Raw genomic sequence first — 17,940 nt, forward strand, 5'->3', positions numbered from 1 at the left:
CGATTTTACGAACGTCCTGCCAGAAAACCGACCAGCAGCGCAAGGCCCGCGACGGCGCCCAGCGTGTGCCACGGCTTGTCGTGGACGAATTCATCAGCGTAACCGGCGGCGTCGTTGAAACGATCCGCGATCGCCGAGGACGACCCATCGAATTGCGAACGCGCTGTCTTCAGCTTGGACTGCAAGTCCTTGCGCAACTGGTCCACATTGACGTCTTTCGCGTCGCGGATCGAACTGTCGAGCTCGTCCAACAATCCGCGCAGTTGCGTGCTGGCCGAATCGACCACGTCGCTTGCGCCACGCACAGCACGTCGGCCGACCTTGGCGGCGTCATTGATGTTGCTATCGAGTGTAGAACGTGAAAACAAACCCATTTGCAGCTCCTTTGACGTGTCCCTGGTTTATTTCGATCCGCGCTTTTCAGTCGCGCGGCTCTCAATCGAGCAAAGTGTCCAGCAAATACCGTTCCTGCACCAGGCGTTTTATCATTCTTCCACCAGCGCGCCAAGGTCGACCGTGCGCTCGTTGCGCGCGTGCCGCCGCATCGCGAGGCCCATCATCAGGCAAATAAACACCCCGAACACCACGATGATCCATTCCACCGGCAGTTTGGTCGTGAGCAAGAGTGCGTAGGCGCCGAGCATCGATAACACCGCCAGGTTCTGGTTGAAGTTTTGCACCGCGATCGACGCGCCTGCCGTCAGCAAGGTCGCACCGCGATGCTGCAAGATTGCGTTCATCGGCACGATGAAAAACCCCGACAGCGCGCCAAGCAGGATCATCAGTGGATATGCGCCGAGGATATAAAGCGGGGCAAACAAGGGCCCGATATGCACGCCCGATCCGGCCGGAAACAGGTCCTTGTTATAGAACGCCATGCAGATGGCCACGGCGCCGGTCACGACTCCGATCGGCAACACCTTGAGCGAACTGCGCAACGGCACCCAGGCGGCAGCGGCCGATGCGCCGATCGCAATGCCCAGTCCCGTCACGCCTTGCAGAACGGCCGCTTTGGAGAGCGACAGGCCGAGGTTGGCATCGGCCCATTTGAGGACGAGCAACTGCAGCGTGACGGCGGCGCCCCACAGCAGCGTGGTCACCCACAACGCGATCTGGGCGAGCTTGTCGCTCCACAGAACCTTGAACGCATGCGTGAAATCGCCAACGAGTTTCGATGGTTCCTTCAGGCGGTTCTTGTAGCGCGCGCCAGTATCGGGAATACCGATGTTGATGACGGCGGCGGCCGCATACACGACCATGACCGCGAACATGGCGGCGTCGGCCGCCGAGCGGATCAGGACGAGGTGCGCCGCGCTTACGAAATGTTCCACGTACTGGCTGACCAGTGCGCCGCCAATCACGGTACCGAGAATGGTCGAACCGACAGTCGCCGATTCAAGCCATGCGTTCGCCGGGATGAGTTTTTCGGGCGGCAACAGTTCGGTGAGAATGCCGTATTTGGCGGGCGAATACGCAGCGGCGCCCAGACCTACGACGCCGTACGCGATCATCGGATGCACGCCCAGGATCATCAGCGCGCAGCCGCCGGCCTTGAGCGCGTTGGAGATGAACATGACGTGACGCTTTTGCATGGCATCGGCGAATGCACCGACAAATGGCGCGAGCAGCACATAGGAAATGGTGAAGAAGATCTGCAGCAGCGGCGTCACCCAGGACGCCGAATGCATCACCGAAAGCATCGCGATGGCGGCAATGAGCAGCGCGTTGTCGGCAAGCGACGACACGAACTGCGCGGCGATGATCGTATAAAAGCCTTTTTTCATGTGACGGCAGGGCGGCAGCGAAGGGTGAGGAGACTCGGATGAGGAAGCGCCGCGAGCGGCCGGACGGGACACTGTAGCGGAGGCGGGCGCTGCGTGCATGAACGCCGCGGACCAACATGAGACCCGTTCCGGACATCAAGTGCAATCTGCGTGCTCCAACAAAAAAGGCGGCCGCAGCCGCCTTTCGCTCAACCGTTACGCGCTCGTGCGCGTGGTCGTGAAGGGATCGAGGATCTTGATCATTTGCGCGTACACCTTAGGGTTCGCCGCGACAATCTCGCTCTTGTGCAGGAAGTCGGATTCGCCGGTGTAGTTGCCGACCAGTCCGCCGGCTTCCGTGATCAGCAGGCTGCCCGCCGCCACGTCCCACGCCTTGATACCTTGTTCAAAAAACGCATCGAGACGGCCTGCGGCCACGTTGGCCAGATCGAGCGCGGCCGCGCCCGGACGACGCAATCCGGCGCACGCTTCGGTCATTTGCGTGAAAAGCTTGCTGTAGGCTTCCAGACCGTCACCTTCGCGAAACGGGAAGCCGGTGCCAACGAGGGCGTCGCCGAGACGATCCAGCTTGCCCACGCGGATGCGCCGCTCGTTCAGGTAAGCGCCCGAACCGCGCGAGGCGGTGAAAAGGTCATTGCGAGTGGGATCGTAGACGACGGCCTGCGTGATGATGCCCTTGTAGGCAAGCGCAATGGAAACGCAGTAATACTGAAAACCGTGGATGAAGTTGGTCGTGCCGTCGAGCGGATCGATGATCCACTGGAATTCGGATTCCTTGTCCAGTTCGCCGGATTCCTCGGCGAGGATGGAATGCTTCGGATAAGCAGTCGTCAGCGTTTCGATGATCGCGGCTTCCGACGCCTTGTCGACTTCCGTCACGAAGTCGTTGTGCTGCTTCTTGCTGACCTGGATCCGGTCCAGATCGAGCGACGCGCGGTTGATGATCTGTCCGGCGCGGCGAGCGGCCTTGACAGCAATATTGAGCATCGGATGCATGAATAGAGTCCTTTGCCCGGCGGCTGCGCTCCACGCCATGCGCGTGAAGCCGGAACCCCGAGCGGAAAGTGCCCAACCGGCGGGCAGAATCGACGTTTGTGTCGACGGCAACAAATTGAAGAAGAGCGATGCACGTGCCTTTTTTCAACCTGAAACTGGCTGAAAACAGCGTAAGGCGCGCGCGAACTGCGTATTTTACCCGAGTCGGGCAGGGCGCGGGTTATGCCCGTTGCGCCGCGATGCACACGTTGGAAACCTCGTCTGGCGATACCATGACGGTTTTCCTACCTTTTTCGCAAGCGTTCTATCGTGACCACGAACTCTTCCCCGGATCAACCCGGCGACGCCTTCTCATCGACCCGGTTCGTGCTCGTCGAGCCGAGCCATCCAGGCAATGTCGGCGCAGCGGCGCGCGCGCTCAAGACCATGGGATTTTCCCGGCTGATCGTGGTCGCGCCGAAAATCCCGTTCGTCACCCGCGAACCCGAAGCCATCGCGATGGCCTCGGGCGCCGATGACGTGCTGGCATCAGCGCAAGTCGTCGAAACACTCGCCGATGCGCTCAGCGGCGTCCATTGGTCCATCGCGCTCACGGCCCGCACGCGGGAATACGGACCGCCGCAAATGGCGCCGCGCGCAGCCGTTGGAAAAGCCTGCGAGCAGGGCGAGGGCGGCGGCGCGATTGCGCTGGTGTTCGGCAACGAGCGCGTGGGGTTGTCGAACGCGGATGTCGAGCGATGCAGCGCGCTTGCACATATTCCGGCCAATCCGGCGTACAGCTCGCTCAATCTCGCGCAGGCGGTCCAGGTCCTGGCTTATGAGTTGCGGCTTGCGCTGCTCGAGCGTACTGAAGCGTTTGCCGCTTCGGTCCCGAGCGCCGCAGCCAGCGCGCCAAGCGACGAGATCGAAGGCATGTACGCGCATCTCGAACAGGCGCTGGTCGCGCTCGATTTCCTCGATCCGGCCAACCCAAAGAAGCTGATGTCGCGTTTGAGGCGCCTCTTTTCGCGCTCGGGGCTGGAGCACGAAGAAGTGAATATCCTGCGCGGAATCGCCAAACACATTCTTCTGCGGGTCAAGCGCTGAGCGAGTTCAGACCGTGCTGCCAGCGGGGGCATCGGAGCGTTTCCGAACGGCTCGTCCTACAATCTGCGCAAAACAAGCTATCGATTCCCGGATTCGTGCTGAGCCTTACGGCCGTGCGTTTTCGCAATAAACCCCGCAGATCACCGACCGAGCCACGCCATGTTCAGCCGACTTCGTGAAGACATTGCCGCCATCCGCGAGCGCGATCCCGCCGCCCGCAGCGCGTGGGAAGTCGTGACGTGTTACCCGGGCTTTCACGCTGTCGTACTGCACCGGATCGCGCATGCGTCGTGGGTGTCAGGCGGGCGCTGGTTCGGGCGCTTCGTCTCGCAGTTCGCGCGTTTCTTGACAGGCATCGAAATCCATCCGGGCGCGACGCTCGGTCGACGCGTGTTTATCGATCACGGGATGGGCGTGGTTATCGGGGAAACAGCGGTTATCGGCGATGACTGCACGATCTACCAGGGCGTCACGCTCGGTGGCACGTCGCTCGAGCGCGGCGCGAAACGGCATCCGACGCTCGAACGGGGCGTGATCGTCGGCGCGGGCGCGAAAGTGCTCGGCGGATTTACGGTCGGCGCTGACGCGAAGATCGGTTCGAACGCGGTCGTGGTGAAGCCCGTTCCGGCGGGCGGAACGGCGGTGGGCAATCCGGCGCGCGTTGTCATGCCGGCGACCGCGAAGCCCGTTGAGAAAGACTGCACGCCCGAGCGTTCCGCCTTTTGCGCGTACGGAATCACGCCGAACGCCGATGACCCCGTCTCGCTCGCCATTCACGGCCTGATCGATCATGCGTCGACGCAAACGCACCGGGTGGATGAGATCGTCGCGGCGCTGGACAAGCTGGGTACACGCATCGATGCCATCAGCGGCGTGGATAACGCGGCGTTCATCGACTTGAAGCGGCTTTCGGATGTGATGAAAGGCGAAGCGGCGCGTCGTTAGAAGCTGACTAAAACCCGTTACAGCGGCAGCGCGCGGATTCCCTCGGCGTCCACGCGCAGATAACCGCCGCGTGGCTCGCCATGATCGAGTTCCCAATCGGGCATGACCCATCGGACGCCATCGTTTTCACGATGCCGCGCGGGCAAGTGCGTGTGGCCGTGAATCATCGTATGCGTGCCGGTGCTGGCGAACAACTGCGCCACGGCGCTTCGCGTCACGTCGTATTTGGCCTGCACGGGGCGCATCCGTCCATCTTCGCTCGTTGACCGCATGCGTTCCGCAATCGATAACCGCAGCTTCAGCGGCAAGCTCAGGAACACCTGCTGCGCAACCTGATTACGCGCAAAACGGCGAAAGCGCTGGTACGCGGGGTCATCGGTGCAAAGCGCGTCGCCGTGCGCGACCACGATCCGCGTGCCGAATGCGGTGATGACGAAAGGATCGGGCAACGACATTGCGCCGGCCGCGCGCATGAAACGCTTGCCGAGCAGGAAGTCGCGATTTCCGTGCATCACGTACAAGCCGATGCCACGCTCGGACAACGTATGCATCAGCGCCGTCATGCGCCGCGCGAACGCCGCGCGCGGACCTTGCACGCAGGCCGCGAGCACGTCGTCGCCAACCCAGAATTCGAACAGATCGCCGAGGATGAAAACCGAGTCTGCGTCGTTCGCCGTCACTTCGATGAAATGCTCGAACGCCGCCACCGTCTTCGGAATGGCGTCGCTCAGATGGAGATCGGAAATGAAAAACAGCGGGCGCGCTGTAGCATGCGCGCCCGCTGTTTCCACTGAATCGATCAAGCCGTGCGTCAAGTCAGTCATTCACCGACTACAACAGCCTTCTCGATCACGACGTCATCCGCCGGCACGTCCTGATGAAAACCCTTCGAGCCGGTCTTCACCTTGCGGATCTTGTCGACGATATCCATGCCGTCCACGACCTTGCCGAACACCGCATAACCCCAGCCCTGCGACGTCGGCGCCGTGTGGTTCAGGAACTCGTTGTCGCCCACGTTGATGAAGAACTGCGCGGTCGCCGAATGCGGATCGTTCGTGCGTGCCATGGCGAGCGAACCGACTTCGTTCTTCAGGCCATTGTTCGCTTCGTTGTCGATGGGTGCGTCCGTCGGCTTTTGCGTCATGCCCGGTTCGAAGCCGCCGCCCTGGATCATGAAACCGTCGATCACGCGATGGAAGACGGTGTTGTCGTAGTGACCTTTCTTGACGTAGTTCAAGAAATTCTCGACGGACTTCGGCGCCTTTTCAGCGTTCAGTTCGATCTTGATGATGCCGTGATTCGTATGGAGTTCGACCATGATGAATTCCTTTCCTTTTCAAGAGTTGTTGGAGCATTACGCGACGCGCACGGCGTATGCCTGCTGCTGCAGCTTTTACTTTCCGACCACGCTGGCGGACTCGATCACGACGTTCGATTGCGGCACATCGCCCATGGGACCGCGCGTGGTGGTGGGCGTAGCTTCGATCTTCTTGACCACGTCCATGCCGGAGACGACCTTGCCGAATACGGCATAACCGTTGCCGTCGCCGTTGGGGTAATCAAGGCCGGTGTTATCGACGGTATTGATGAAGAACTGCGACGTGGCCGAGTTCGGATCGCTCGTGCGGGCCATCGCGAGGGTGCCGGTGCTGTTCTTCAAGCCGTTCTTGCTTTCAAGCGGAATGGGCGCGCGCGTGGGCTTCTCAGCGAAGCTCGTGGTATAGCCGCCGCCCTGGATCATGAAGCCTGGAATCACACGATGAAAGATCGTTCCGTTGTACTGGCCGGACTTCACATAATCGAGAAAGTTGGCGACGCTCTTCGGCGCCTTTTCAGGATAAAGCTCGACCTTGATGTCGCCTTGCGATGTCTTGAGCAGCACGTTCGGATGAGCGGCCGCCGGCGACGACTGGGCAAAAGCAGGCGCCTGGGCGATGAGTGCAGCGCTGCCGAGCGCCAACAACAAACTTTTCATGAGCAATCGATCCTCTGGTTGGAGCTGCATCGTGTAGCGGTCTGTACGGACATCCGGACCTGCGCGGTCCGGATGTCCGTACACGCCGGGTCACGGTTTGGAAGGTGCGAAATAAGGCGTGTTCGAGAGCGGCACGCTGGGTCCGCCGAACGGCGAATAAAGCGGTGCGGACATGTCCGTGGATGACGAGGACGAGCCTGTCGTGCCCGAATTCGGCGCGTTCCAGTCACCGTTGTTTGACGTCGCCGCCGATGAAGCCGCCACAGGCGCCGAAGCCGCCGGCACACCCGATGCGCCTGAAGCTGCCGCCGCTGCTGCAGCAGCCGCTTCCGGACGACGCCGCGGCGGAGGTGAAACGATCTTTTGAATATCGCCCACGCGCTGCGCGGTCAGCGGGCTTCTCGAGCCGAGCGTCTGAGCGCGCTTGTACGATTCGCTTGCGAGACGCAGATAAAGATCGCCCAGGTTCTCGTACGCAAGCGCGTAGCTTGGATTGGCCTTCGTTGCGGTTTCAAGCGCAACGCGCGCTTCGTCATAACGGCCTTCCTTCGCGTAAAGCGCAGCGAGATTGTTATACGGCTCGGGCAACTCCGGATACGTTTGCGTGAGTTCGGTGAAGGCCGTGATGGCTTCATCGTCCCGGTTCAGGCGCGCGAGGACGGTGGCGCGCTTGAACTTTGCCTGCACGTCGCGCGGATTGGTCGCGAGGCGCGCGTCGAGCTGGATGAGCGCGCTTTGCCATTGCTTCTGCGCAATGGCGGTGTCGATGGCGGGCGTGTCATCTGCAGTGGCGGTGGAGACTTGCGCAAGCGCCGGCATGACCGGCCACAAAGTTGCACCAAGTCCGAAAGCGGCAGTTGCAAGTGCGGTCGCCGCGAGCTTGGCAACGCTTGGTACGCGGCGGCTGGTAGGTTTCATAGGCTCGTTTCTGAATGTTATACTCCGGCCCATTCTAACAAAACGTCCGCAACGTTCCGTCGAACGTCCGGACAGTCTTTACGCCACTCGCGGCCGCCTCCGTTTTGATTCGCATGACCCGCATGTTTTTGCGGCGCTCTCCCTCCTGTTCCGGCGTGCTCTCATCGGGATCGCATCGCTCCGGTTTTTATAGCTGAACATGTCTCTCGCCGTTATGCCATCGTCATTATGTTGCTGCCGGTCATGCTGTCGTTCTAGTTCTTGTCGCCAGCCGATCGCTACCTGTAGCATGATCATCTCGGCGCCGACGTGCAGTTTGCACATTTTGTAAAAGGCGCCTACGTGTGAACCACGTGCCTTACGTGGGAAATACGCAGCACGCTCGCCACATTTGGCCAGCAATCGAAACACTCGGATGTCCCGGCCCACGCACCATCGTTTATGAACTCATTGCGCATCTACAACACGCTCGCGCGTGACAAGCAAGCTTTTGTGCCGCTCCGTGCAGGAGAAGTGCGCATGTATGTCTGCGGAATCACGGTGTACGACTACTGTCACGTCGGGCATGCACGCATGATGATCGTGTTCGACATCGTTCAGCGCTGGCTTCGTACGATCGGCTATGACGTGACCTACGTGCGCAACATCACGGACATCGACGACAAGATCATTCGGCGCGCCGTGGAAAACGGCGAATCGATCAAGGCGCTCACCACGCGATTCATTCAGGCCATGTATGACGATCTCGATGCCCTCGGTGTCGAGCGCCCCGACCACGAGCCGCGTGCAACCGATTTCGTGCCGCAGATGCTCGGCATGATCCAGACCCTCGTGAACAACGGCTACGCCTATCAGGCAAGCGACGGCGATGTGAACTATGCGGTGCGCAAATTCGAGGGCTACGGCAAGCTGTCGGGCAAGTCGATCGAGGACTTGCGCGCGGGCGAACGCGTGGCGTCGAACGACGCGAAGCTGGACCCGCTCGACTTCGTATTGTGGAAACGCGCGAAAGAGGGCGAACCGCCCGACACGGGCTGGGACTCTGCATGGGGACGCGGGCGGCCGGGCTGGCACATCGAGTGTTCGGCCATGGGCTGCACGTTGCTCGGCGAGCGTTTCGACATTCACGGCGGCGGCCAGGACCTGCAGTTTCCGCACCATGAGAATGAAATTGCGCAGAGCGAGGCGGCGACCGGCGTTCGGTTCGTGAACTACTGGATGCACAACGGCTTCGTGCAGATCGACAGCGAAAAGATGTCGAAGTCGCTTGGCAACTTCTTCACCATTCGCGAAGTCCTCGAAAAATTCGATGCGGAAGTCGTGCGGTTTTTTATTGCACGGGCACACTATCGTTCGCCGCTCAATTACAGCGACGTACATATAGATGATGCACGTGGGGCGCTCACGCGCTTGTACACTGCGCTGAAAGATGTGAACCCGGATACGAATCCTCTCGACTGGAACGAGGCACATGCGCAGCGTTTCCAGGCAGCCATGAACGACGACTTCAATACACCCGTGGCTGTTGCCGTGCTGTTCGAACTGGCGAGCGAAGTGAACCGCTCACGGGATGCCGTGCTCGCGCGTCAGTTGAAGTCGCTTGGCGGCGTGCTCGGCTTGTTGCAGCGCGAGCCGCGTGCGTTCCTTCAGGATGCGCCGGGCAGCAGCAGGAACAACGGCGAGGAGGGCGCTGCCGGCCTCACGCCTCTTGATATCGAAACGAAGATCGCTGCTCGCGTTGCTGCGAAAAAAGCGAAGAACTATGCCGAAGCAGACCGGATTCGCGCTGAGTTGCTCGAGGCCGGAATTGCACTTGAAGACAAACCGGGTGGGTCGACCGAATGGCGTCTTAACTGAACGTCCTTCGCATTTCTTTGATCGACTCACCAGGTAGGAGGCATGATGGCAACGGCCAGAAAGACGCCGGCTAAACGAGCCGCGTCCGGAAGTACCGCAGCGACCGAAACAACGGCTACGCGGCGTGCAAATGTAAAGACATCGACGGCGTCCAAGCCCTTGGCCAAGCGGCTCAATGGCGCGGCCGACGGCGCGGCGGGCAAGACGGCATCGAAGAAACGCGCGGTCAACGGCGCCGCGCATGAAGACGTGTCAAAAGCAAATGCAGCGAATGGCGCGACTCGGGCACGCAAGACTGTGCATACGGGCGCGCTTAAGGCGTCGCCGAAGACAGCGAACGGCGACGCGGCCAGGGCGATCGATGTCAAGGTCAACGAAGCCGATCTCGCTGCAGAGTCTTCGCAAGCGCTCGTGCGCGATCCCCAGGCTGATGGCGCGATCGTCCGAAAGTCGCGCGCCATCACTGCGGAAAAATCGGTCCCGGTGCAAACACCCGGGCTTGCCCCGGAAGCCGCCCGTCCCGAGTATTGGGAAAAAGCGTGCGCGGATCTGGTCAAGCGCGACCGGATCCTCAAGAAGCTGATTCCGAAGTTCGGCCCGGTGCACCTCGTGAATCGCGATGATCCGTTCACCACGCTCGCGCGTTCTGTCGTCGGCCAGCAGATTTCGGTGGCCTCCGCGCAAGCCATCTGGAAACGCGTGGAGGTGACGTGCCCCACGCTCGCGCCGCAGCAGTTCATCAAGGTCGGTCCGGCGAAGCTGCAGTCGTGCGGGTTATCGAAGAGAAAGTCCGAGTACATTCTCGATGTCGCCCAGCATTTCGTGTCGGGCGCATTGCACGTGGATAGCTGGACGTCGATGGAAGACGAAGCCGTGATCGCGGAGTTGACGCAGATTCGCGGCATTGGCCGCTGGACCGCGGAAATGTTCCTGATCTTCAACCTGTCGCGCCCGGACGTCCTGCCGCTCGACGACCTCGGCCTGATCCAGGCCATCAGCGTCAACTATTTCAGCGGCGAACCTGTCACACGCAGCGAAGCGCGCGAAGTCGCGGCCAACTGGGAGCCGTGGCGCACCGTCGCGACGTGGTACATGTGGCGCAGCCTTTATCCAGTGCCCGCCGATCACTAAAATGTATCGTCGGAGTCGTTCGACTATCAATATTATATAATCGATAGTTTCGACCCGAAATTTAGTGAGGCTGGCGCGGTTAGAATACGCGCTGCCCGATGCTCTAGGATTCGAACATATGAAGACCACTTTTCTGGATTTCGAACAGCCGATCGCTGAACTCGAAGCGAAGATCGAAGAATTGCGCTTTGTTCAGGACGATTCCGCTGTCGATATCTCGGAAGAAATCGAGCGGCTTTCGAAGAAGAGCCAGCAGCTCACGAAAGACCTGTACGCAAACCTGACCCCGTGGCAGGTTTCGCAGATCGCGCGCCATCCGCAGCGTCCGTACACACTCGACTATGTGAACGAGCTTTTCACCGACTTCCACGAACTGCACGGCGACCGCTCATATGCCGACGACCTGGCCATTGTCGGCGGCCTCGCGCGTTTCAACGGCCAGGCCTGCATGGTGATCGGCCAGCAAAAAGGGCGTGACACCAAGGAGCGCGCCGCGCGTAATTTCGGCATGCCGCGTCCGGAGGGGTATCGGAAAGCCGAGCGCCTGATGCGTCTCGCTGAAAAATTCGGGCTGCCGATTTTCACGTTCATCGATACACCCGGCGCCTATCCCGGCATCGGCGCCGAAGAGCGCGGCCAGTCGGAAGCGATCGGGCGCAATCTGTATGTGATGGCCGAGCTGAAGACGCCGATCATTGCGACGATCATCGGCGAAGGCGGCTCCGGCGGCGCGTTGGCAATTGCCGTTGCGGACAGCGTGCTGATGCTGCAGTTCTCTACCTACTCGGTGATTTCGCCGGAAGGCTGCGCGTCGATCTTGTGGAAGAGCGCGGCGAAGGCGCCGGAAGCAGCCGAAGCGCTTGGTTTGACTGCGCACCGGTTGAAGGCGCTCGGTCTGATCGACAAGATCGTGAACGAGCCGCTTGGCGGCGCGCATCGCGATCCGAAGGGCATGGCCGCGTTGCTGCGCCGTGCGTTGGCTGACACGCTGCGTCAGTTCCACGGCATGAACGCACTCGACGTCCGCGCACGCCGGTTCGACAAGCTGATGGCCTACGGCAAGTTCAAGGAAAACCTGCCGGGTGCGTGAGCGGCAACGCTTCGCTCACCTTCTGCGGATAAGCGATTCCCGTGACCTCCGACACTGAAACTCCCGCCAGCCGCCTCGTGATCGATGCGGTGCGCGCGGCGTTAGCCGACGTGTCGACTTCCACCGACAGTCCCATCGCCGTTGCTTTCAGCGGCGGTCTTGATTCCACCACGCTGCTCGATGCCGCCGTGCGTTGCGCGGGACAGGCTCGCGTCATCGCGTTGCACGTTCATCATGGCCTGAGCCCCAATGCCGATGCGTGGGCCGCGCATTGTCATGCGTTCGCCCGCGGGCTGGGCGTGCGGTTTGTATCGCGCCAGGTCGATGTCGTGCGTGAAGGTGGCGAGAGTCTCGAAGCGGCGGCGAGAGATGCGCGTTATCGAGCGCTCGATGCCTTATGTGAAGAGCAGGGCGCCACCACGCTCTGGCTTGCGCATCACGCCGACGATCAGGCGGAAACCGTGTTGCTGCAACTGCTGCGCGGCGCCGGTGTGGCGGGGCTCGCCGCCATGGCGCCACAACGCGCCGACGGTCTTTCCGTGCCGCGTGTCCGGCCCTTGCTGCATGTGTTGAAAGCGCAGCTCGAACACTATGCGCATCAGCGGGATCTGCGCTGGATCGACGACGAATCCAACGCCGATACCCGTTATGCGCGCAACGCGTTGCGCCACGATGTCCTTCCCGCGCTCGCCGTGCATTTCCCCGGTTTTCGCGATGCACTTGCGCGCACGGCGTCGCACGCGGCGTCGGCACAACGCCTGCTGGATGATCTTGCGCGCATCGATCTGCAATCGGCCGCCCATCCCGACGATGAAAACGCATTGATGTCATCGGCTGTGCTCATGCTCGACGATGAACGCGCGATCAACCTCTTGCGCTACTGGATGCGCGTGCTTGGACTGCAGGCGGCATCGACGGCGCGTATTGGCGAGATCCTCCGCCAGCTACGCGATGCCGCGGCTTCCCGCGACGGTCATGCGTTGCGCATCGATCATGCGGGACAGTGTTTGCGGGTGTACCGGGATTCCATGTTCTGGGAGACGGGTGACAGCGCCGATCCGGCAGATCTCGACAACGGCGCATCATCACCGCGCGCGGCAAGCAGACTCGACTGGAATGGCGAAAGCGTGTGGCGCTTGCCGCAGTGGCGCGGGACTTTCGTGTTCTCGCCAGTGACCGACGACGACACCGATACTGCCGGCTCCGTTTCCGAAGCCACTCTGCGCCTGAGCCCGCTCACCGCACGTTCGCGTGCGGGCGGCGAGCGAGTGAGGATATCGGCAAATGGGCCGAGCCGCACGCTCAAAAACCTGTTTCAGGAGCAGGGAGTGCCGGGATGGAAGCGCGACGTGCCGCTTCTCTTTTCAGGCGAGACTCTTTTGTTCGTGCCGCTGATCGGGATCAACCGCGCGTGCGAGCGACCCGGCAGCGAAACCGGCCCCCGCTGGCGTATCGCGTGGCAACCGGATCTGGTGATCGCCTGACCCGTCGAGCGGTCCAGGCATCATCTGCCGGTCGGTAATTTTCTCCCTTCCTGCGGATTCCGACGCCGTCATGCCACGTAGGAAACGGCCGTTCCAGCTTGTGTTTTAGGCCTCGATCGGGTACGTTTACCGGTTTCCCGCTACGCCTTTCAAGCAGCTTTTCCGTCCAGAAGACGCGTTTTTGGCCGCTGGAATCGCATTTCGCGTGTGAGCGAACCTTGCGCGCGCGGCGTCCGCGTTTCGTCGTCACGCTTAAGTCGTCGATCGCACCTATCCAGATTCCGCCCGGACTCACGCTCAAGGCGGGCTTCTGTTGCAATACGTGAACCACGTGCGGTACGCGGCGCATTACACGGCGCGCAGCGCGGCTTTTCCTCCAGTTCAAAACGACAATGGCACTCATCGTACATAAATACGGCGGCACTTCGATGGGCTCGGTCGAGCGCATCAAGAACGTCGCCAGGCGCGTCGCCAAATGGCACAAGGCAGGCCACAAGCTGGTCGTCGTCCCGTCGGCCATGTCCGGCGAAACGAACCGCCTGCTCGGCCTCGCGCGCGAAATCACCGCGAACCCCGACCCGCGCGAGCTCGACATGATCGCCTCCACGGGTGAACAGGTCAGCGTCGGCCTCTTGGCTATCGCATTGCAGGCCGAAGGCCTCGAAGCGGTCAGCTACGCCGGCTGGCAAGTACCCATCAAGACCGACAGCGCATTCACGAAGGCACGGATCAGCGAGATCGACGGCACGCGCGTGCTCGCCGATCTCGATGCAGGCAAGGTCGTCGTGATCACAGGCTTCCAGGGTGTCGATCCGGAAGGCCATATTGCAACGCTCGGACGCGGCGGTTCGGATACGTCGGCGGTGGCCATTGCGGCGGCATTGAAAGCCGACGAATGCCTGATTTACACGGACGTCGACGGCGTCTACACCACAGACCCGCGCGTGGTGGAAGAGGCGCGCCGGCTGGATCGTGTGACGTTTGAAGAAATGCTGGAAATGGCGAGCCTCGGATCGAAGGTGTTGCAGATCCGTTCGGTGGAATTCGCGGGTAAATATCAGGTGAAGACACGGGTGCTGTCGAGCCTGACGGACCCCTTGATTCCGCTCGAAACCGAAATGTGCTCGGGCACCCTGATTACTTTTGAAGAAGACGAGACCATGGAAAAAGCTGTTATCTCGGGCATTGCATTCCAGCGCGATGAAGCGCGTATTGCCGTGATGGGCGTGCCTGATAAGCCAGGTATTGCGTACCAGATCCTGGGCCCGGTGGCGGATGCGAACATCGACATCGACATGATCATCCAGAACACGAGCGTGGACGGCAAGACCGACTTCACGTTCACGGTGGGCCGCGGCGATTACGCGCGCGCCATGGATATCCTGACAAACCAGGTGAAGGAACATGTGAAGGCCGAGCAGGTACGCGGCGACCCCAAGGTGTCGAAGGTGTCGGTCGTGGGCGTGGGCATGCGTTCGCACGTGGGCATTGCCAGCACGATGTTCCGGACGCTGGCGGAAGAGGGCATCAACATCCAGATGATCTCGACGTCCGAGATCAAGATTTCGGTGCTCATCGACGAGAAATACACCGAGCTCGCCGTGCGGGCGTTGCACAAGGTGTTCGAACTCGATCGCGCTTGAATTGCAAATGGGTGAATGAATAGCGCGTTAGCCGGGGTGTTTGTTACCGTTTTGAGGGCTTGATGTGTCGTCCTTCAACGCACTCTCAGATACGAAAATTTTTGTCTCATGAAATTGACCCGCAGCCGCTAACCCGCTATGATCTTGGCTTCGTCGCGTTGACTCCCGCGCGGCAGAAAGTGCAGGAGACGTGGCCGAGAGGTTGAAGGTACTCCCCTGCTAAGGGAGCATCTGGGCTAAAACCTGGATCGAGGGTTCGAATCCCTCCGTCTCCGCCAGAAGATGGTCAAAACCCCGTAGATCGTCAGATCTACGGGGTTTTGTTTTTTCTGCTGAGCAACGAATCTGCAAGACGCCCCGCAAGGTCTTCTGGCTCGCGGCGGACTTCGCCTCTCAAGCAACAGCTTCTTCCTCTTCGTGCTGCCAGCCTTTCTCGGTTTCACGCATGACGATGGTCAACACTCTTTCTGTCACATTGAGTGCTTCGACCAGATCCTTGACCTTCTGATTGCCACCCACGTGTTCCATGTAGATGGCCCGCATGGCGAAGTCGGCCAGCTTGGGCAGCGGAACGTGCTTCTTTTCCCACTTGGCAACGGCCTGATCGGTTACGCCCATCAAGCGTCCAACCGACGTCTGCGATAAACACAGCGCTTGCCGAAGATAGCGAAACTCTTCGGCGGTAAGCGGTGAACGCTTGCTTGCAAGCGCGAGGCAGATTGCCCGGATCAGGCCATCCAGGTCGTGAAACGAAACGCCCGGGCCAAACTCGGTGTCGTGCTCTTCGTAGCCGTTCGCGACGACAATGTTGGTCAAGCCGCCATCGGTATAGGTGTACATTTTTTTTCTACTCCTCTCTATCTTTGTCGAACGCAGTGACAACTATGGTTTGCGTCGCGCCCATGCCGGCTACTGCCGCAATGACCTTGATCTCGTCCCCGCCACAGTCGTACTCCATCCGGCACTTCATGTTGCCGCCTGGCGTCTGCACGGGTGGACGCACTATATGTCCTCGACGCAGCGTTTCCAGCACCATTGCTTTCGTGATGCGTCGTGCTGTCATCATCTCGTCGGCATGTCTGGTAAAGATCACGTTGATGGTGCTTTGCGCTATCTCATGAATGAGCTTTTCCCAATCGCGGTTGGTTGCCATAATCTATAAAAAGTATAGGTTGATGCGATTCAAAACGCAACCGAAATTTTCATGTCGGTTGCCTCGCCCGCGCCGAGGCTTGACCTATACACTCGCCGGTTTCAAGCATTTTCGGCAAGTAATAATTCTGCAAATTAGATTGGGATGTGACCACGCGAGCTCTCGCGCAGCACGTTGCAGCCATCAATGATTTTGCTTCGCAGAGCGACGGAGTTTTATCGCTTCAACGCTGCGGCTGTTGCTTCATCGGCGGGAAAGAACATCTCGATGGCAAGCTCCGACAGCGTCACGTCGACCGGTGTGCCAAATACCAGCGTCGTCGTGATAAACGATAGACGTCCGGCCGTGGTATTCAACACGAACGGAATGGCGATGGACGATTCCATCGTCCGGTCTTCGTTCGAGGCGCCCGGATAGCTCGATAACTCGTCGCGCAATGCGATGAGTTGCACGTCGCCGCTTACGCGTATCTGGCCGTCGAGCCGTTCGAGCAGATGCCTTCGCCACTGCCCGAGATTCGCGATCTTCGACGCAAGCCCGTTCGGATGCAGGCTCAACCGCAGCACGTTGACCGGTGGCTCGAGCAGCGCAGGATCAGCACTGGCGACAAGCGCTGCGACCGCACCATTTGCCGAAATCAGATTCCAGTGCCGGTCGATTGCCAGCGCCGGGTAGGGATCGTGTCCCTTCAACACTTGCTCGACGGCGAGCCTTGCGGGCGCCATCGATTGATCTTCGAGTGAGCGTTCCCGGAACACCGGCGCAAAGCCGGCTGCCGTGAGTAATTGATTGCGCTCGCGCAGCGGAACATCGAGGTATTCGGCGAGACGCAACACCATCGCGCGGCTTGGCGAGGCTCGGCCGGTTTCGATAAAGCTCAGATGCCGGCTCGAGATCTCTGCTTCGTTGGCAAGCAAAAGCTGGCTCATGCGCCGCCGTTCGCGCCAATGCTTGATCAACGTGCCGATAGGTACGGCCGACACGGCCGTCGAGGTCAGAGTGTTCATGTCCTTACCTTAGCAAAGCGCCGTGCACGCGGCCATTACCTCTCGCGTAATCGACGCGCCGCGCGCCTCTCCCGATCATGACTTCCACGCCGTGCCAATCCGGTTCGGCCGCAAGTCAGTCACGTTGAAAACAGGAGAGCATGATGACCGAGCATGAGGTTCTGGTAGGCCGTTATATCGATGCCTGGAATGAGACGGATACATCGCGCCGCGAAACGCTTGCCGCGCAGGTGTTCCAAGAAAGCGGGCGCTACGCCGACCCGATGATGAACAGCACGGGCCCCAAGGGCTTCGCCGGCATGATCGGTGCGTTCCAGGCGGCCATGCCGGGCTTGAAGTTCGAGCGTATTGGCAAGATAGATGCGACGGGACAAGTGGTGCGCTTCAGCTGGCGTCTGATCGATGCAACCGGGCGGCAGTTTGCAAGCGGCACGGATATAGGCGATTTCGGCATGGATGGACGCTTCGCCAGTATCACGGGGTTTATCGACAGTGCGTTGATGGGCCGCGACTGGAGTGTCGAGAAGTACGCAGCGTTCTGGGCGGCGCCGGATTTCAGCAAGCCGTCGGACGAACTGGCCGCGGATATCGAAGGATATTGGCCGGGGCTCGATACACCGCTGAAGGGCGTCGAAGCGTATGTTTGTCCGCTGCATGAACTGCTCCGGCGGGTTCCCGATTTCAGCCTCGAAGTCGCAGACTACGCAAGCCGCGGCGACACGGTTTTCATTCGATGGATCGCGACGGGTACGCACGAAGGTTTGCCACTGCGTTTCGAAGGCGTGGACTGCGTCCGGCACAAGGACGGTCAGGTCCATGAAAACCGCATCTTTTGCGACCACCCGCTGGTGCTTTCGTTGAACCGCTGAAA

18 protein-coding genes and 1 tRNA gene are annotated in these 17,940 nt (G+C 60.5%); 9 read left to right on the forward strand and 10 right to left on the reverse strand.

Annotation, left to right across the window (positions count from 1 at the left end):
- Nucleotides 1-5: 5 nt before the first annotated feature.
- The 3 genes from AX768_RS05345 to AX768_RS05355 all read right to left on the reverse strand — a co-directional run bounded on the left by AX768_RS05345 (nt 6) and on the right by AX768_RS05355 (nt 2,780).
- Nucleotides 6-374, reverse strand: a complete 369-nt coding sequence (locus tag AX768_RS05345; protein ID WP_061999087.1) for a DUF883 family protein — start codon at nt 372-374, stop codon at nt 6-8.
- A 111-nt stretch (nt 375-485) separates the two neighbouring features.
- The gene (gene lplT, locus AX768_RS05350) at nt 486-1,784 is read right to left on the reverse strand and encodes a lysophospholipid transporter LplT (protein ID WP_061999088.1); all 1,299 of its coding nucleotides are present in this window, start codon (nt 1,782-1,784) and stop codon (nt 486-488) included.
- Between the two features lie 195 nt (nt 1,785-1,979).
- Nucleotides 1,980-2,780: an inositol monophosphatase family protein gene (locus AX768_RS05355; protein WP_062000802.1), complete on the reverse strand. Its 801-nt coding sequence runs from the start codon at nt 2,778-2,780 to the stop codon at nt 1,980-1,982.
- A 309-nt stretch (nt 2,781-3,089) separates the two neighbouring features.
- Between AX768_RS05355 and AX768_RS05360 the strand changes: the two genes are divergently transcribed.
- Complete coding sequence (locus AX768_RS05360) at nt 3,090-3,866, forward strand: RNA methyltransferase (protein WP_231941328.1); 777 nt, start codon at nt 3,090-3,092, stop codon at nt 3,864-3,866.
- A gap of 159 nt (nt 3,867-4,025) precedes the next feature.
- Entirely contained in the window at nt 4,026-4,811 is a 786-nt protein-coding gene (cysE, locus tag AX768_RS05365) for a serine O-acetyltransferase (RefSeq protein ID WP_061999090.1), read from the forward strand.
- A 17-nt stretch (nt 4,812-4,828) separates the two neighbouring features.
- Here cysE and AX768_RS05370 read toward each other — a convergent pair whose 3' ends face one another.
- The 4 genes from AX768_RS05370 to AX768_RS05385 form a co-directional block, all read right to left on the reverse strand.
- A complete protein-coding gene (locus AX768_RS05370) occupies nt 4,829-5,635 on the reverse strand; it encodes a UDP-2,3-diacylglucosamine diphosphatase (protein ID WP_061999091.1) in 807 nt (268 codons plus the stop codon).
- A complete protein-coding gene (locus AX768_RS05375) occupies nt 5,632-6,129 on the reverse strand; it encodes a peptidylprolyl isomerase (protein WP_061999092.1) in 498 nt (165 codons plus the stop codon). The genes AX768_RS05370 and AX768_RS05375 overlap by 4 nt, the downstream gene beginning before the upstream one ends.
- Nucleotides 6,130-6,204: 75 nt before the next feature.
- Nucleotides 6,205-6,786: a peptidylprolyl isomerase gene (locus tag AX768_RS05380; protein WP_062000803.1), complete on the reverse strand. Its 582-nt coding sequence runs from the start codon at nt 6,784-6,786 to the stop codon at nt 6,205-6,207.
- A gap of 90 nt (nt 6,787-6,876) precedes the next feature.
- Nucleotides 6,877-7,737: a tetratricopeptide repeat protein gene (locus AX768_RS05385; protein ID WP_069638347.1), complete on the reverse strand. Its 861-nt coding sequence runs from the start codon at nt 7,735-7,737 to the stop codon at nt 6,877-6,879.
- Nucleotides 7,738-8,145: 408 nt separating this feature from the next.
- On the opposite strand from AX768_RS05385, the gene cysS reads away from it, so the two are divergent.
- The 6 genes from cysS to AX768_RS05415 all read left to right on the forward strand — a co-directional run bounded on the left by cysS (nt 8,146) and on the right by AX768_RS05415 (nt 15,187).
- The gene (gene cysS / locus AX768_RS05390) at nt 8,146-9,561 is read left to right on the forward strand and encodes a cysteine--tRNA ligase (protein ID WP_061999094.1); all 1,416 of its coding nucleotides are present in this window, start codon (nt 8,146-8,148) and stop codon (nt 9,559-9,561) included.
- Between the two features lie 45 nt (nt 9,562-9,606).
- Complete coding sequence (locus AX768_RS05395) at nt 9,607-10,692, forward strand: DNA-3-methyladenine glycosylase family protein (RefSeq protein ID WP_062000804.1); 1,086 nt, start codon at nt 9,607-9,609, stop codon at nt 10,690-10,692.
- Nucleotides 10,693-10,810: 118 nt separating this feature from the next.
- A complete protein-coding gene (locus AX768_RS05400) occupies nt 10,811-11,782 on the forward strand; it encodes an acetyl-CoA carboxylase carboxyltransferase subunit alpha (RefSeq protein WP_060816859.1) in 972 nt (323 codons plus the stop codon).
- A gap of 41 nt (nt 11,783-11,823) precedes the next feature.
- On the forward strand, nt 11,824-13,266 hold the full coding sequence (gene tilS, locus AX768_RS05405) for a tRNA lysidine(34) synthetase TilS (protein ID WP_061999095.1): 1,443 nt from the start codon (nt 11,824-11,826) through the stop codon (nt 13,264-13,266).
- 392 nt (nt 13,267-13,658) lie between these two features.
- Nucleotides 13,659-14,909 carry an aspartate kinase gene (locus tag AX768_RS05410; protein ID WP_061999096.1) on the forward strand — a complete coding sequence of 417 codons (1,251 nt, stop codon included), beginning with the start codon at nt 13,659-13,661 and terminating at the stop codon, nt 14,907-14,909.
- A gap of 184 nt (nt 14,910-15,093) precedes the next feature.
- Nucleotides 15,094-15,187 (forward strand) — tRNA-Ser (locus tag AX768_RS05415).
- 115 nt (nt 15,188-15,302) lie between these two features.
- Here AX768_RS05415 and AX768_RS05420 read toward each other — a convergent pair.
- The 3 genes from AX768_RS05420 to AX768_RS05430 form a co-directional block, all read right to left on the reverse strand.
- Nucleotides 15,303-15,749, reverse strand: coding sequence for a helix-turn-helix domain-containing protein (locus AX768_RS05420; protein WP_061999097.1), 447 nt, complete (start codon nt 15,747-15,749; stop codon nt 15,303-15,305).
- A 7-nt stretch (nt 15,750-15,756) separates the two neighbouring features.
- Nucleotides 15,757-16,062: a DUF4258 domain-containing protein gene (locus AX768_RS05425; protein ID WP_061999098.1), complete on the reverse strand. Its 306-nt coding sequence runs from the start codon at nt 16,060-16,062 to the stop codon at nt 15,757-15,759.
- A gap of 215 nt (nt 16,063-16,277) precedes the next feature.
- Complete coding sequence (locus AX768_RS05430; RefSeq protein WP_061999099.1) at nt 16,278-17,069, reverse strand: helix-turn-helix domain-containing protein; 792 nt, start codon at nt 17,067-17,069, stop codon at nt 16,278-16,280.
- A 140-nt stretch (nt 17,070-17,209) separates the two neighbouring features.
- Here AX768_RS05430 and AX768_RS05435 point away from each other — a divergent pair, with 140 nt between their 5' ends.
- On the forward strand, nt 17,210-17,938 hold the full coding sequence (locus AX768_RS05435) for a nuclear transport factor 2 family protein (protein WP_061999100.1): 729 nt from the start codon (nt 17,210-17,212) through the stop codon (nt 17,936-17,938).
- Nucleotides 17,939-17,940 lie beyond the last annotated feature (2 nt).

It is taken from the genome of Burkholderia sp. PAMC 28687 (genome assembly GCF_001577465.1).
In the GTDB taxonomy this organism is placed as follows: Bacteria; Pseudomonadota; Gammaproteobacteria; order Burkholderiales; family Burkholderiaceae; genus Caballeronia.